The 13,271-nt window shown below is 46.9% G+C and carries 12 protein-coding genes (1 of these 12 cut by a window edge); 3 read left to right on the top strand and 9 right to left on the bottom strand.

Annotated features, from left to right (window positions below):
- Positions 1–161 precede the first annotated feature (161 nt).
- The 4 genes from hisH to hisD form a co-directional block, all read right to left on the bottom strand.
- The gene (hisH, locus tag ACIDITHRIX25_RS84320) at positions 162–782 is read right to left on the bottom strand and encodes an imidazole glycerol phosphate synthase subunit HisH (RefSeq protein ID WP_052606509.1); all 621 of its coding nucleotides are present in this window, start codon (positions 780–782) and stop codon (positions 162–164) included.
- Between the two features lie 134 nt (positions 783–916).
- Positions 917–1,543, bottom strand: a complete 627-nt coding sequence (gene hisB, locus ACIDITHRIX25_RS84315) for an imidazoleglycerol-phosphate dehydratase HisB (RefSeq protein WP_052606510.1) — start codon at positions 1,541–1,543, stop codon at positions 917–919.
- 115 nt (positions 1,544–1,658) lie between these two features.
- On the bottom strand, positions 1,659–2,723 hold the full coding sequence (gene hisC / locus ACIDITHRIX25_RS84310) for a histidinol-phosphate transaminase (RefSeq protein ID WP_160291866.1): 1,065 nt from the start codon (positions 2,721–2,723) through the stop codon (positions 1,659–1,661).
- On the bottom strand, positions 2,720–4,003 hold the full coding sequence (gene hisD / locus ACIDITHRIX25_RS84305) for a histidinol dehydrogenase (protein ID WP_052606511.1): 1,284 nt from the start codon (positions 4,001–4,003) through the stop codon (positions 2,720–2,722). The genes hisC and hisD overlap by 4 nt, the downstream gene beginning before the upstream one ends.
- 163 nt (positions 4,004–4,166) lie before the next feature.
- On the opposite strand from hisD, the gene ACIDITHRIX25_RS84300 reads away from it, so the two are divergent.
- Positions 4,167–4,355, top strand: coding sequence for a hypothetical protein (locus ACIDITHRIX25_RS84300; RefSeq protein WP_052606512.1), 189 nt, complete (start codon positions 4,167–4,169; stop codon positions 4,353–4,355).
- Positions 4,356–4,488: 133 nt separating this feature from the next.
- Here the strand turns inward: ACIDITHRIX25_RS84300 and ACIDITHRIX25_RS84295 are convergent, their stop codons facing one another.
- Complete coding sequence (locus tag ACIDITHRIX25_RS84295) at positions 4,489–6,102, bottom strand: AMP-binding protein (protein ID WP_052606525.1); 1,614 nt, start codon at positions 6,100–6,102, stop codon at positions 4,489–4,491.
- 1,074 nt (positions 6,103–7,176) lie between these two features.
- On the opposite strand from ACIDITHRIX25_RS84295, the gene ACIDITHRIX25_RS84290 reads away from it, so the two are divergent.
- Positions 7,177–8,451, top strand: a complete 1,275-nt coding sequence (locus tag ACIDITHRIX25_RS84290) for a glycosyltransferase family 4 protein (RefSeq protein ID WP_052606514.1) — start codon at positions 7,177–7,179, stop codon at positions 8,449–8,451.
- Between the two features lie 61 nt (positions 8,452–8,512).
- On the opposite strand, the gene nth is transcribed toward ACIDITHRIX25_RS84290, so the two are convergent.
- The 3 genes from nth to ACIDITHRIX25_RS84275 form a co-directional block, all read right to left on the bottom strand.
- Positions 8,513–9,184 carry an endonuclease III gene (gene nth / locus ACIDITHRIX25_RS84285; protein ID WP_052606515.1) on the bottom strand — a complete coding sequence of 224 codons (672 nt, stop codon included), beginning with the start codon at positions 9,182–9,184 and terminating at the stop codon, positions 8,513–8,515.
- 228 nt (positions 9,185–9,412) lie between these two features.
- The gene (locus ACIDITHRIX25_RS84280) at positions 9,413–9,907 is read right to left on the bottom strand and encodes a vitamin K epoxide reductase family protein (RefSeq protein ID WP_052606516.1); all 495 of its coding nucleotides are present in this window, start codon (positions 9,905–9,907) and stop codon (positions 9,413–9,415) included.
- A 232-nt stretch (positions 9,908–10,139) separates the two neighbouring features.
- A complete protein-coding gene (locus ACIDITHRIX25_RS84275) occupies positions 10,140–11,108 on the bottom strand; it encodes an NAD-dependent epimerase/dehydratase family protein (protein WP_052606517.1) in 969 nt (322 codons plus the stop codon).
- Between the two features lie 517 nt (positions 11,109–11,625).
- On the opposite strand from ACIDITHRIX25_RS84275, the gene trxA reads away from it, so the two are divergent.
- A complete protein-coding gene (gene trxA / locus ACIDITHRIX25_RS84270; RefSeq protein ID WP_052606526.1) occupies positions 11,626–12,003 on the top strand; it encodes a thioredoxin in 378 nt (125 codons plus the stop codon).
- 1,176 nt (positions 12,004–13,179) lie between these two features.
- On the opposite strand, the gene ACIDITHRIX25_RS84265 is transcribed toward trxA, so the two are convergent.
- Positions 13,180–13,271, bottom strand: the 3' end of a protein-coding gene (locus ACIDITHRIX25_RS84265; RefSeq protein ID WP_152626098.1) for an MBL fold metallo-hydrolase. Its footprint extends 103 nt past the window's final position; 92 of the gene's 195 nt are visible here — the last part of the coding sequence; its start codon lies off the right edge, out of view; its stop codon occupies positions 13,180–13,182.

Raw genomic sequence — 13,271 nt, 5'->3', positions numbered from 1 at the left:
CAGAGCCATAGGCCAGCTACTCTTCTCGGCTCTTTTTGGCGCAGAGAAATAACAACTTGAAATTTCAAGTTATCACTAAAGAGCAGCACTATTCTCCATTTCCTTTTCTTTTTATCCAAGTGCATTTCATTTAGAGATGTTTCTATTCGTTAAAAGCCACTTTAGATCGATGAAATTCGAACAAAGTTAGCGAGCATTGTCAATCCATCGGTGGAAGACTTCTCGGGATGGAATTGAGTGCCAAAAAGATTTCCCTTTTGAATCGCTGCGGTAAAGTCATGGCCGTAGTTGGAGATAGCTGAAGTATCTACACCAACAGGCGCCCCATATGAATGGACGAAATACATCCACGTCTCTTGGCCCAGCCCACTAAATAGAGGCGACTTTGAAAAGCGATCTTGAATCGCAATCCGATTCCACTGCATCTGAGGAATTCGCAGATTAGTCTTAAGCAGTTCAATCCGACCTTCGATAATCCCAAGGCCCGCTTCGTTAGGTGACTCGTCGGAGCCCTCATAGAGCATCTGAAGACCGACGCAAACTCCTAGCGTTGGTAGAGAGCGACCAACCGCCTCATATATAACGTCATGAAAGCCAACATTTCGAAGAGCTTTCACACAAGCCCCAAAGGAGCCAACCCCCGGAAGCACAAGGCCCGAATAATGTGAAAGTGGAAATTGGCTATCCACCAAATTCACATCGGCCCCAATTGACTCTAGCGCCTTAGCAACTGAGGCCAGATTTCCAATTCCATAGTCCAAGACTGCGATACGATTCTTCATATAAATCTCAATCTCCCCAGCTTGCCGAGTGCAAAAGTATCACAAAAATTCTCTAGACCAAAATAGATAAACCAAAGCCTGCCATCATTAGCAACGAGGCCAAGCACCTTTTATCTTTCATTTATCATTGTGGGCTACGCCAAGACACCTTTGGTTGAAGGCACTCCCATCGAGGTACGAGCAGCAGCCATCAAGATGGCTCGCGCGACTCCCTTGAAGGTAGCCTCCAAAATATGGTGAGCATTCTTTCCTCGCCTCAAGTCAAGATGTAGGCAAAACCGCCCAGCAAAACAGAATGCCCTAAAAAACTCCTCCGCTAAACAAGGATCAAAGGGCGGGCTTCCAAGCGGATTAGAAGATGGAAAGTCGATGCCGTAGTAAAGGTAGGGTCTGCCAGAGAGGTCGAGCGACACTTCAACAAGAGCTTCATCTAATGGCAGTGTCAAAGAAGAAAAGCGAGAAACACCCATTTTGTCCCCTAGAGCCTCAGCAAAGATCGTGCCAAGGACGATTCCAACATCCTCAACAAGATGATGTGCATCTACTTCAATATCTCCCTTGGCTGAAATTGAGATATCGCAAGACGAATGTTTAGAAAGCTGAGTCAGCATATGGTCAAAAAATGGAATCATGGTGTCAATCTCAGATGATCCGCTCCCGTCGATGACAATCGATGCCTCGATTGAAGTCTCTTTAGTCACTCGTCGACAACTGCCGGCTCGAGCTACCCGACCTTCATCTAAACCATCAATTGTACTCATCAATTTTTCTCCAGTGTTATCATTGCCACCTAGACATTAATGCATCGTTCTCCTCGACAAGGTTGGTCTTTTCAATTGGGCCAACCTGTCAAGTCACAGTTTGGATTTTTTGAAGCTAAAGGAGCTCCAAAGACTCCTCTAGTGCCGCCAAAAAAGCGTCGTTCTCGGCCTTTGTACCAATGGTGACCCTAAGGCAGTCGTCAAGTCGGGGCCACCTCGACCAATCTCTCACCAAGACACCACGCTCCAGCAACAACTCCCAGAGGCGATGGCCGTGGCCAATTTTGGGTCTAAAGAGGATGAAGTTGGTGGCTGAGGGCCAAAAGGAGAGATCTAAAGAGCCAAAGCGATCCTGCACCCTCTCGCGCTCTGAAATCAAAAAGGATACCCTCTCCTCCATCTCGGCAATATAGTCGAAACTCAATTCGGCAAGCAGGGCTTTCGAGGCATCCAAGTGGTAAGGTAGTGCAACTCGCCACAGCGTCTCAATAATTTTCTTATCTGCGATAGCATAACCAATACGCATGCCAGCAAGTGACCATATCTTAGAGAAGGTTCGCACTACGACCAAATTGTCGTATCTCTGGATCAAAGGCACCGAACTCTCGTCGTTGAATTGCCCATATGCTTCATCAACGACGACAAGGCTACCAAAGCGGCCCAAAAGGGTATCCACCAATCCACTTTCTTCAAGAAGGCCGGTTGGATTGTTTGGAGTACAGACAAATACAAGATCAGCCTTAGAGACCTTTAGGTCATCGATTCCTCGATTTAGATCCACCAGAAGCCGACTATCGCGCTCAAGTGCAACATATGGGGTTGAGGTAACTCGTGCTATCGTCTCATACATTGCATATGTGGGTTCGAATGATGCTGCCACTCTAGTGTCGCCGCCATAGCCAAGCAGTATCGACTGTAGAACCTCGTTCGAGCCATTCGCGATGAAGACCTGCTCGGGAGATACACCGTGGAAATCGGCAATTGCTCTAATCGCCCCCTTCGCAGACCTGTCGGGGTATCTGTTTAGGTTCATCCCCCCAACAGCCTTTGTCCAAGCCTCAAGGAGTTGTCCAGGCGGCGAAAATGGAGACTCGTTGGTATTTAGCCGTATTGGGACATCAACCTGTGGTGAATGATATCCCGCGAAGACCCCTAACCCATCTCTTGGAGCGACTGTCACTTCTTTAATCTCATCTTTGCTGCCTGTCCATGAGCCCAAAGACCTTCAGCTTTTGCGATTGCTTCAACGTGCGGAGCTATATACTCCATCGCGGATTTAGAAACCTCAACAGCATGAATACGCTTTTGAAAATCGACCACGGAAAGCGCAGAGGCAAATCGGGCCGTTCCATAAGTTGGAAGGACGTGACTTGGCCCAGCGATGTAATCACCAACACTCGCAGGGGCATAAGGCCCCAAAAAGACCGCACCTGCATTTCGAATCAGAGGAACCATCTTTTCATATTTAGTACTCAAAATCTCCAAATGCTCAGGCGCAATCGCATTTGAGACCTCAAGAGCTTGCTGGAAATCTCGCACAAGAACTACATATCCACCTTCGTTGAGAGTCATGGCGGTCTCTTTTTGTCGCGGAGACTTCTCGAGTAACGTTTCACACAACGAAGGTGCCCTTGCAGCCAAATCCTCATCCCAGGTTATCAACCAGGCCAGGCCATCTGGACCGTGCTCGGCCTGAACTATCACATCCATGATTGCCCACTTGGCATGCACAGTGTTATCGGCAATTACCACAACTTCACTAGGACCAGCAAAAGAGGTTGGAACACCTACCACCGAAGAGACTTCGCGCTTCGCTTGAGAGACGTATATATTTCCTGGACCCACTATGACGTCTGCCTTACGAACAGTTTCTGTGCCATAAGCCATCGCGGCTATCGCCTGTGCTCCTCCGATTGAATAGAGATGATCGACAGAGGCAATGTGAGCTGCCGCAAGAGTAGCGTCATCCACGGTTCCATCGCTACGTGGCGGTACGCACAGGATGATCTCCTCTACCCCAGCAACCCGGGCTGGAATTGCAGTCATCAATACAGAACTTGGGTAGCGAGCCTTACCGCCAGGCACATAGCAACCAGCTACCGCAACCGGAACTGTCATTTGCTGGACAATCAATCCATTGTGATGAAATTCGCGATCTTCGTGAAGTTCAATCTCGTAGTAGCCCGAGATAGCCTCAGCCGCCACCTCCAAAGAGTTTCGAAGACCAGGATCCAAGCCGCTATATGCAGCCTCCATCGCGTCACGCGTCACCTCTAGCTCTTTAAGGTCAACCTTGTCGAACTTCTTAGTCATTTCAAAGAGAGCTCGATCGCCTCGTTGTCTTACTTCATCACATATTTTTCTAACAGCTTCAACTGGCGGTTCGCCTTGAGCTTTGGGTCGGGGCAATACACTAAGGTAATTACCGCTGGATTCTCTGAGATCAAGAGTCTTTAGCATCGTATCTAAAGACTAATAGCCAAAGTCAATACAATAATTGCATATAGGACCTCAAAATCTTCTACCGCCCACCTCAAGATCGCCAATCAACTAAGTTCGAAGCGTCACGACTAATGTTTTATCAGGGTAAAACCATTTGAACGGATCAAGGCAAAATCATTCAATGAGCTCACACAATGCAGAATTATCGTCCATCCAAAGTGCTCTCGAAGAGATCACCCATCGAATCAAAGTTATAGCAGATACAGCTACCGCGGATCCAAATGATGCATCTAGCCCTCACCTAGTTGCACTCGAACGATCTCTAGCTAGTGCCATTAGAAGTATCATAAAGGCTCAAAAGGCAAAGTGAGATAGGTAACGTCTGGGTTTGCTCAAAGGCAATATCACAATAAAAAAACAAGAACTGCTTTAATGGTCCTTCCACTAAAGCAGTTCTTGTTTTTTGGTCCCTAGTCAAAAAGTTCGCCCTTATTAGAGAAAAGCTAGTCCTTCGAATCTCGACGCAGTAAAAACCGCTGAATCTTACCGCTTGGGGTCTTGGGAAGGGCTTCGACGAAATTCACAAATCGGGGATAGGAGGTCTTTGAAAGTCGATCTCGAACGACTTGACGAATCTCCTCGGCGAGTTGGTCACTTGGCACCTCGCCCTCGCGTAGCACTACGTAAGCGCTAATAGCTTCGCCCCTTAGCTCGTCGGGGACCCCAATTACCGCGCACTCCGCAACAGCCCTATGCGCCATAATCGTTGACTCAACTTCAAACGGACCTACTCGATACCCTGCAGTCAAAATCACGTCGTCACTTCGACCCGCAAAGAAGAAGTTACCTTCATCGTCCATCGACGCCACGTCACCACTTAGGTAATAGCGGCCATCGCTAGAGAATCGCTCCTTTGTCTTTTCTAGGGCGTTATAGTACCCAGGGAACCAAAAAAGTGGCGACGCATAGGTATCAATCGCTACTTCGCCATCAATCCCAAATCCAAGTTCAACGAAGTCAGAACTAAGCACAACAGCCCTAAAGCCCATAGTGTTTTGACCCATCGATCCTGGTTTCACACTACGCCTCAGTCGTTCATCAAAGTGGTTATTTATCATCATGCCAAGCTCAGTTTGACCGTAATGGTCACGAATCTCAACACCAAGGGATTTAGCAGCCCAATCGATAACCTCAGGATTCAATGGCTCTCCGGCACTCGACATCCTCTCAAGCTTCGTGGGAATCACCTTATCGGAAAGGGCGGCTCTCATGGCGCGATAGGCCGTAGGCGCTCCAGCAAAGTTGGTCACATTGTATCTTTGCCAGATTCCTTCAATGTTCTTAGGATCAAATGGGAGATTCAAAAACAGAATCGAATGGCCAAGACTCAAAGGTCCGATAACGCCATAATAAAGGCCATATGCCCATCCTGGATCCGCCAAGTTCCAATAGGTGTCACTGCTTCTAATTCCTATACCAAGAGTCATGTAAGCCTCAAAGGCAGCCAACGCCCAGATAGGAACAGGAACACCTTTTGGAGTTCCCGTGGTTCCAGAGGTGTATATAAGAACGATCAACTCCATGGGATCTATATCTACGAAGTCGAGATAAGGCTCCTCGCTAAGAGCTTGAGCAAACGAGACGTCCCCGTCTACTTGTGTCTCCCCAACAACTATCACCTTGGCAATCGAACGTGAGAGGTCATCCAACTTAGCAACGTTTGCGCTATTAGTTACGACAAAGGCCGATTTAGAGTCTTCGACCCGAAATGAGATAGCATCGGTACCAAAGGCCGTAAATAACGGAACATAGACAGCGCCTAACCTCCAAATGGCTAATGCTGTAATGAGAAGCTCTGGACATTTTGGAAGCAAAACTCCTACACGATCACCGCGTTCGACCCCATGTTCAAAAAGATACGCCGCCAAGCGTGCCGACGAATCCCCGAGTTCATCTAGCGAATATTCTCTTGAGGAAGTTTCATCCACATAGATCAAACCACCCCTGCCATCTTTCGAGTGGCTCAAAATAGTCCGAGCCAAGTTATTAGGTCCCGACTTATATCGAGCCAATAGATCACTTAGGTAATCGTCAAGCCCCTTGCCCACATCTTCCATTTCCATGGCCTCCCCCTACGAAAAATTCAAACGAATACACCGTCTGCACAGACCGCAATCTACAACCACTAGGTAAAAAAATAAAATCGAAAGCAACAATCGCTCGCCAAAACCATGCAAGAAATTGCCCTATCGTTTCATCCATCACCAAGGTCGACCTCGCCTCATAGTCGTAGCAAGAGGCCATCCACGTGAAATATCCGATTCGCGGCTACGAGGGAACACGGCGGTCGCAAAATAAAATCGACGCCGATCTATAAAATCTCTGCACCATGCCTTGATCTAAAGGGAGATTACGTTAATCCCGTTGATCAGTGGCAATTGGTATTAGCCGATCGTGAACGTATAATACCGCTTCAGGTAAGCACATGGGGTGATTATTAGGCTCGTAGCAATAGTTGCACCAACCAAAGAGGCTGGAAGATTCCATAGTTAATGATCGGCTTCTAAAGCCAAAAACCATTCTGGCCAAAGAGTTAGATTCAAAAGTATCAAAACTTCCAATGCTCAATTTGTCCTTCGATCCACATTAATACTTCCACTACATTAAAAAACAAAGAATTAAGAACTGAGTTTGGGTTAGATAAACCTCCACAAGAACAAGGTAACAATCAATCAGCCCCATGAAACCGGCTGGCCCAGTTGAAATGGCCCAGTTGAGGTGGGACCTGATCTCACAAATAAGAAATATCTAAGTTTTCACTTATCGAGAAATCATCAATTACCCCAATAATGTGAAAGTGAATCAAATCGATCCTATCTTCAGGCTAAACAAGAATGGTCATGGCCATCCAACCTCACCCACTACAAAATTAGCAATTCTTTGATTAGAGCCACGTTCCTAAGGCATAACAAGGCCGATTTGACGAGATTCCCACTGCCCAAAGAACCACCAGGCGCCCAAGCGAAACGACACTTCCGAGAAGCTCGTCGACAAAAGGCACAAAGAATGAGAGATTTGGGTATCGAAAGAACTTCAGATCCGCATCCAACTCCCTTGAGTTCGCATCCTCAAAAATGCTTGGCCCCAAAAATGCCAAATTCGAACGCTTCAAAAGATAAGGGTAAAATTTAATGCGAAACAAGAAAATTGTCTATGTTCTAAAACGATTTCCACGCCTCTCAGAGACCTTTATCCTTGAAGAGATGCTTGGCCTTGAAAAAAAAGGCTTTGAGCTCCTCGTTCTTGCTATGGCTGACCCAAAGGAAAAGTTCATAGATCCAGACGTAGCCCAACTGCGAGCCTCGGTTATATATCTGGGCGAAGAAAAGCCAAACCAAAGCCCTATCGAGCTTTGGTCACAGATAATAAAAGAACACCTCTTCCTCAGCAAGTCCGACCCCCAAACCTACAAAGAAGTTATAGGAAGTCTGGTAATTCATGGTAATTTCACGGCATCCATGAAAAATATCGCATGGGGGATCAAGATCGCTCGCCTGTGTCAAGGGGAAGATGTTGGCCACATACATGGTGGTTTTGCTCACTCACCTGCAAGTGCCGGAATGATAGCCGCCAGAATCCTAAAGTTGCCATTTTCGATGGCGGGCCACGCAAAAGACATCTATACATCCTCGCCAGATTCACTCGCACGCAAGATCTTGCAAGCTCAATTCATATTGAGTTGTTCCAGTCGGGCTCGAGATGAGATACGAAGTAGAACACTCGATCTACTTCCCAAGGGCGAACTCGACAAACTCCTTTTAGTCCACCATGGAGTGGACTCAAATAGATTTCGTCCCCCAGAAACTAAACCATCGGAGCCTAACGGCGGAGAAATTACCCTCTTAGGAGTAGGGAGACTCGTCGAAAAAAAGGGTTATGCAACTCTCATCGATGCATTCGCAAAGGTTGCATGCGAACGTGAAGGTGTAAAACTTCGCCTAGTTGGAGACGGTCCACTTAAGAGTGAACTAAAAGATATGGTCAAGTCCTACCAGCTACAAGATCGAGTGCAGTTCTTAGGGGCTCTCGAGAGAGACGGCGTACTCAAAGAGATGCAGTCCGCAGATATCTTTGTACACCCCTCGATAGTCCTTAAAAGTGGCGACCAAGATGGAATTCCTAACGTTCTCTTAGAAGCAATGGGCTGTGCCCTAGCGGTTGTTGGGGCAGACATTCAAGGCATCAAAGAGGTAATCACCAATGACCTCAACGGAGTAATAGTAAAAAGTGGAGATACTAGTGCTCTGGCCGGTGCAATCGTGGAATTAGTTGATTCACCTAAAAAACGACAAGCAATAAGTTCTAAAGGGAGGCAACAAGTAGTAAGGAACTACTCCAAAGAGGCAGCGATTGAGACGGTTTCATCATTGATGGCCATCTCGCTAGATAGCCTCCCAGTTCCATAGCTCCAAAGTGAAAAACCAAAGAAAACCCATCTTGAGCTACCCAAGGTCATTCAATAGGAGGTCAATCTTTAGCTAAGGCTATGAAAGCTGGGCACAGATCAGCCAATGCACATGCATGGCATCTGGGTTTTCTAGCTACACATACAGCCCTACCGTGAAGTATCATTCGAAGGCTCAAGGCCCCTCGATCCCGTGGTGGAACCATCTCATTGAGTTCAAGCTCGATCTTTACGGGATCCGACAAAGTGGTAAAGCCCAATAACTTGGAGAGTCGCATCACATGTGTATCAACAGGAAGGCCCGGCTTGTCGAAGGCTACAGACAATACAACATTGGCGGTCTTTCTCCCGACACCAGCCAGAGAGGAGAGACCCTCCATTTCATTGGGTAGCTCACCACCGCCCTCAAGGACGGAGCGGGCCATCGCGATCAAATTTTTTGCCTTATTATGGTAGAACCCCGTGCTCTTGATGATCTCCTCGACGTCAACGATATCCGCACTTGCAAGCAAGGTAGGCGTACCATAACTTTCAAAAAGTTTTGGCGTTACCATGTTGACGCGTTTGTCTGTGCATTGAGCAGAGAGAATAGTCGCAGCTAGCAGCTGAAAAGGTGTGCTAAAGTCCAATTCGCAAAGTTCGCGAGCCGTACCGGGATAGAGGTCACGCAAACGCGCAATAATCTCGGCACGTCGCTCATCTTCGCTCGAATCTCGAAAGCCGTCGTTAATCATTGACTCAGATCCTAAGAGTCCATTAGAGGAACTTGGGAGGAAGAATTTGCGAAATACTCGCCCATAAGGGTCTCATCTTCAAAAACACCTTAATACAAAAGCCAAATTTAAAGATCAACCCAGGGGTTTGTTACCCCTAGAACCCCTTGGTTTACCTGAAATGGTCGCATCATGTTATAGAAGAAGACAAGCATTCATATTCAATTTCCGGCTGTAGGACTAACGAGATCAAGCGGGTCGGCTAGAGCCCTTAAGTATCGAAAAAGAGTAAAGAACACCCAGGAAGATCGCCAAAGTCACAATATGAACTCCGCTACACCAAAGGCAGATCGCGTTGATAACCAGCAATTCAGCGTAGACCAACCACAGCACAAAGGCGATCGATGCGATGCTCATCGCCGTTCGCAAATAAAGCAAATTTCGTCTCGAAAAAAAGAGAGGAAAATTAACAATCGAATAGACGATAAAAAACCCAAGCCCCAACATGGAAACCGGAATTCCAAGAAAATACGATTGAGCCGAAGTCGTCACCTTTGCACAATTGATCGTTCCATTTTCAGGACAAGCCAACACCGCAGTGGTCGTGAAATGTGCATAAACGAGGTACGAGGAGATTGCGACACCTACCAAGCTCAGGATAAAGATGGCCCATGGCAACCATTTAGGAAGTAGGTCAACGTCCAAAGATGTTGATTTGGACTCGATGTCAACAGAACGCGCCAACAGAACTCCTTGCTTCGTCTATCCCTACTAGCTAACAACCAACTTAGCAACTCAAAGGGTCGACTTGTCGCCTTTTGCCATAGTGTAGGTCATCGCAGGGTCAATGCACTAACAAAAAAGGTTGAGTTTATCAAATAGATAAGGCGTTGGGCCCACCACGGAGACCCGATCCGAGCCTTGTGCAGAGTTCCCAGCTACTGCCCTTGTTCTAAATTACCCGAAAATGCTAACTTCAAGAAGCCGAGGGAGTCAAAGATAGAGCATCAGAGGTCCCTCGCATGGTCAGATCTGCACACATCCTTGAGATACCATCAACAAGCCTTACCGTTGGAATGTATCTCAGATTATATTTCGCACTATTAACATTTGCTATAGGTGTTGGAAAATCCAAATAGTCGTCCTTGTTGGAGCGAACTTCAATTGGACAAGCAAGTGCACCTTCGAGGAGATCAGCCAGTTGCAAAAAGGCTACTGGTCCACCACCAACATTTACAGCGCCTACATATTTCGATCTAGCGGCACAGATAAGCGCGCTAACCGCATCGTCGATATAGGTCAAATCTCGAGTCAGAGTTAGGTCTCGAGGTGCCATCAAGTACCCTCTAGCGAGAGTCTCACTGATTAGTCGAGAGATCAACGAGCCGGGCGCATCGCCAACACCATACAAAGGGAAAAATCGCAAGGATAGTACCGAAACCGTCGGCAAATCCAAACCGGAAAGTATCCGCTCTGCTTGAAACTTAGTGTGACCCACAATATCTCGGGGTCCGCATCTCATATGCTCATCGATTAATCGCAAATCATAGTGGCCATAAACCCGCCATGAAGAGGCATTCACAACCCTTATGGGCCAATCACAGCGGGCGAGCGCCTTGGCTAACATTGAAGTAGCTATGGTGTTATCTGCCAAGACCCGAGGAAAGTGATCAATATCGATCCGTTGATCCGAATTACCAGCTAGATGAAAGAGGCAGTCAACACCACCCAATAGCTCTCCGATGTCATCGACCGTGAGATCCGCCTCACAATAGGTAAACATCTCCTCGACACCGCTACCTCGAAGGTCATGTGAAAGTATCCTCTTTGTCGAAGTGTTGGGCGTAACATCCACGCCTAAAACCCGATGGCCATCCGCGAGCAACCTTTCAGCGAGGCTGGAGCCTAAAAATCCGGAGACACCGGTGATCAAAAAACTACCCAAAACAAACCTCCGAATCCGCGACTAACGCCACTACTCACCACTTCATGTTTAACCAAAAATCTTAAAAAAACATGATCAAAAGCTGTGTGTTAGCCTTCCTCATGTGGAAGATCAATAGACAACCAGAGTACATAAGGTGAAAAAAATTAATTTATTATCGGACAACATCCGGTCCCTCATCAAAATAGAGCCCCCGAGAAAGTTACAAACATCGAACCATTCGCACTCCATGGCAACTTAGCATTCGCCACGCAATGAAACTTCGTTTCGAACCCCAGCAACCAACGACAGATCTGAAGTTATTGCGAAAAAATAAGTTACCCCAGAAAGGCTGGCCCAGATTGCCCCGCCGAAGACACATCGAACATTCATCACACCAACCAACGCTGGATCATAAATAGGCCATCGATTGCGCATCTGCGATAATTATTAACTAGATCAACTCCAAGCCCACTATTGGAATACCCTTAGGGGTATAATGGTTACAGTCTACAAAGGAATCTTAGGAAAGGTCACTATGTCTACCCTCGCACTAACAGTAGATAAATTTGAAGAGACAATAAAAAACAACGATATCGTGCTCATAGATTTCTGGGCAGCTTGGTGCGGACCTTGTCGTTCGTTTGCCCCAGTCTTTGAAGCCGCATCTAAGGAACACCCAGATATCGTCTTTGCCAAGGTGGATACCGAAGATCAGCAGCAGCTTGCTGCCTCGTTCCAGATTCAATCGATACCTACTCTAATGGCCTTTCGTGACCAGGTACTTCTTTACTCGCAACCCGGAGCGCTTCCTGCTAGCGCCTTAGCTAGCCTGATATCTCAGATAAAAGAGATAGACATGGACGATGTGCGTTCAAAGATTGAAAAAGCTCAAAGTCACGACCACACGCATTAAAGAACCCAAACCTCATATAAAAGCAAGTTGGACGTTACACACCCTCTCCTAGCCGTAACGTCCAACTATGCCGAACTAGCAAATCACCAGATGCAATCAGACCCGAAAACACCTCTCTGATACCCCGAACCTCTTCGTGCGCAACCTCGGTGAAGCTCTAGCTAACTAAATAAATCGGAATTCAAACCCAGGCGTCAACCTCGCCACGCACCTTTAAATAACTAACTCTGCGTACTCTTCTAGATGAAAAAACAAAACCAGAAGCGCTTCGTCCAAAACACCGAAACCAAGAAACGCTGCACCAGAAGCACAATTGACAAAAGAACCATGACAAAAGACCCACAGTAAACAACCCGGAGCACCTAAAACATTTGGAATAGGGTCTGATTGCAAGATTTCAACGCCAAGCTGACCACTTGCTGGTACCTCTTCGACGCTGATCGGTCAAAATCATGAGATGATGAGCCATCGGTCACTCCGGCCACTATGGCGCCAAAGAGCAATCTAAATATTGGAAAAACAAGGGCGCCGCGCCATTACCATTCAAAGATCCACTCCTTATGGGAAAGCCCAACATTAGCCAAAGCAAGAGAGAGAGGGCGACCGCGATTGTAGGTAATAGTGTCGCGAGTTACTTCTGCGTAGGTCAAGGCAAAGGAGTTAGAAGGACATAGTCGGCCATCGCTCGATACAAACTACCAACAATTCTCTCTTTATCTAAAAGCGAACCAAAGTCACCTAAATTAAATTCGAGAGCAGCTTGTAGTAAGGAAACCCTGTTAGCAAGCGCATCGCGTGCACCCACAGCCACAAACTCAAAATACTAACGACAACTCGTAAATATTCGTCCGTCACCGATTGGACCACGTCCAGGGACCACAACGCCAAAATCAAGGTCCTTGAGAGCATCAATTGTCGATAACCATCCAGCAACCGATCCCATTAACGCAAAAGAGGTACCTTTATTAAAGGCCAAATCACACCGGCAACCAAAACTTTACTCTCAGGTCGATAGACCACCACATGGCCTATAGTGAGAGCTGGAAAACCTAAATGAATCAAATCAACACTGAGATCTTCCAAACAGACTGTAGCGCGGTCACTAAATATAATATCGGGCGAGCGCTTTGTGATCTTACCCCAATGGACTTCATTAGAGTTATCATCAGGAGGAAGTTACTCCGAAAAGGCCATCTCCTGACGACAGTTCTCATGAGCTAATACGTGTTCCGTATCGACAAAATCATTCCAATTGGTATGGTAACCAA

The organism is Acidithrix sp. C25, from assembly GCF_904848545.2.
The sequence above is the reverse complement of the archived record's forward strand: the minus strand, read 5'-3'. Positions and strand labels throughout refer to the sequence as shown.

Bases quoted from the DNA above. Each gene is read 5' to 3' on its own strand.
- ACIDITHRIX25_RS84290 (WP_052606514.1), top strand. From the start codon at position 7,177: ATGCGAAACAAGAAAATTGTCTATGTTCTAAAACGATTTCCACGCCTC.
- ACIDITHRIX25_RS84295 (WP_052606525.1), bottom strand. From the start codon at position 6,102: ATGGAAGATGTGGGCAAGGGGCTTGACGATTACCTAAGTGATCTATTG.
- trxA (WP_052606526.1), top strand. From the start codon at position 11,626: ATGTCTACCCTCGCACTAACAGTAGATAAATTTGAAGAGACAATAAAA.
- nth (WP_052606515.1), bottom strand. From the start codon at position 9,184: ATGATTAACGACGGCTTTCGAGATTCGAGCGAAGATGAGCGACGTGCC.
- hisH (WP_052606509.1), bottom strand. From the start codon at position 782: ATGAAGAATCGTATCGCAGTCTTGGACTATGGAATTGGAAATCTGGCC.
- hisD (WP_052606511.1), bottom strand. From the start codon at position 4,003: ATGCTAAAGACTCTTGATCTCAGAGAATCCAGCGGTAATTACCTTAGT.
- ACIDITHRIX25_RS84300 (WP_052606512.1), top strand. From the start codon at position 4,167: ATGAGCTCACACAATGCAGAATTATCGTCCATCCAAAGTGCTCTCGAA.
- hisB (WP_052606510.1), bottom strand. From the start codon at position 1,543: ATGAGTACAATTGATGGTTTAGATGAAGGTCGGGTAGCTCGAGCCGGC.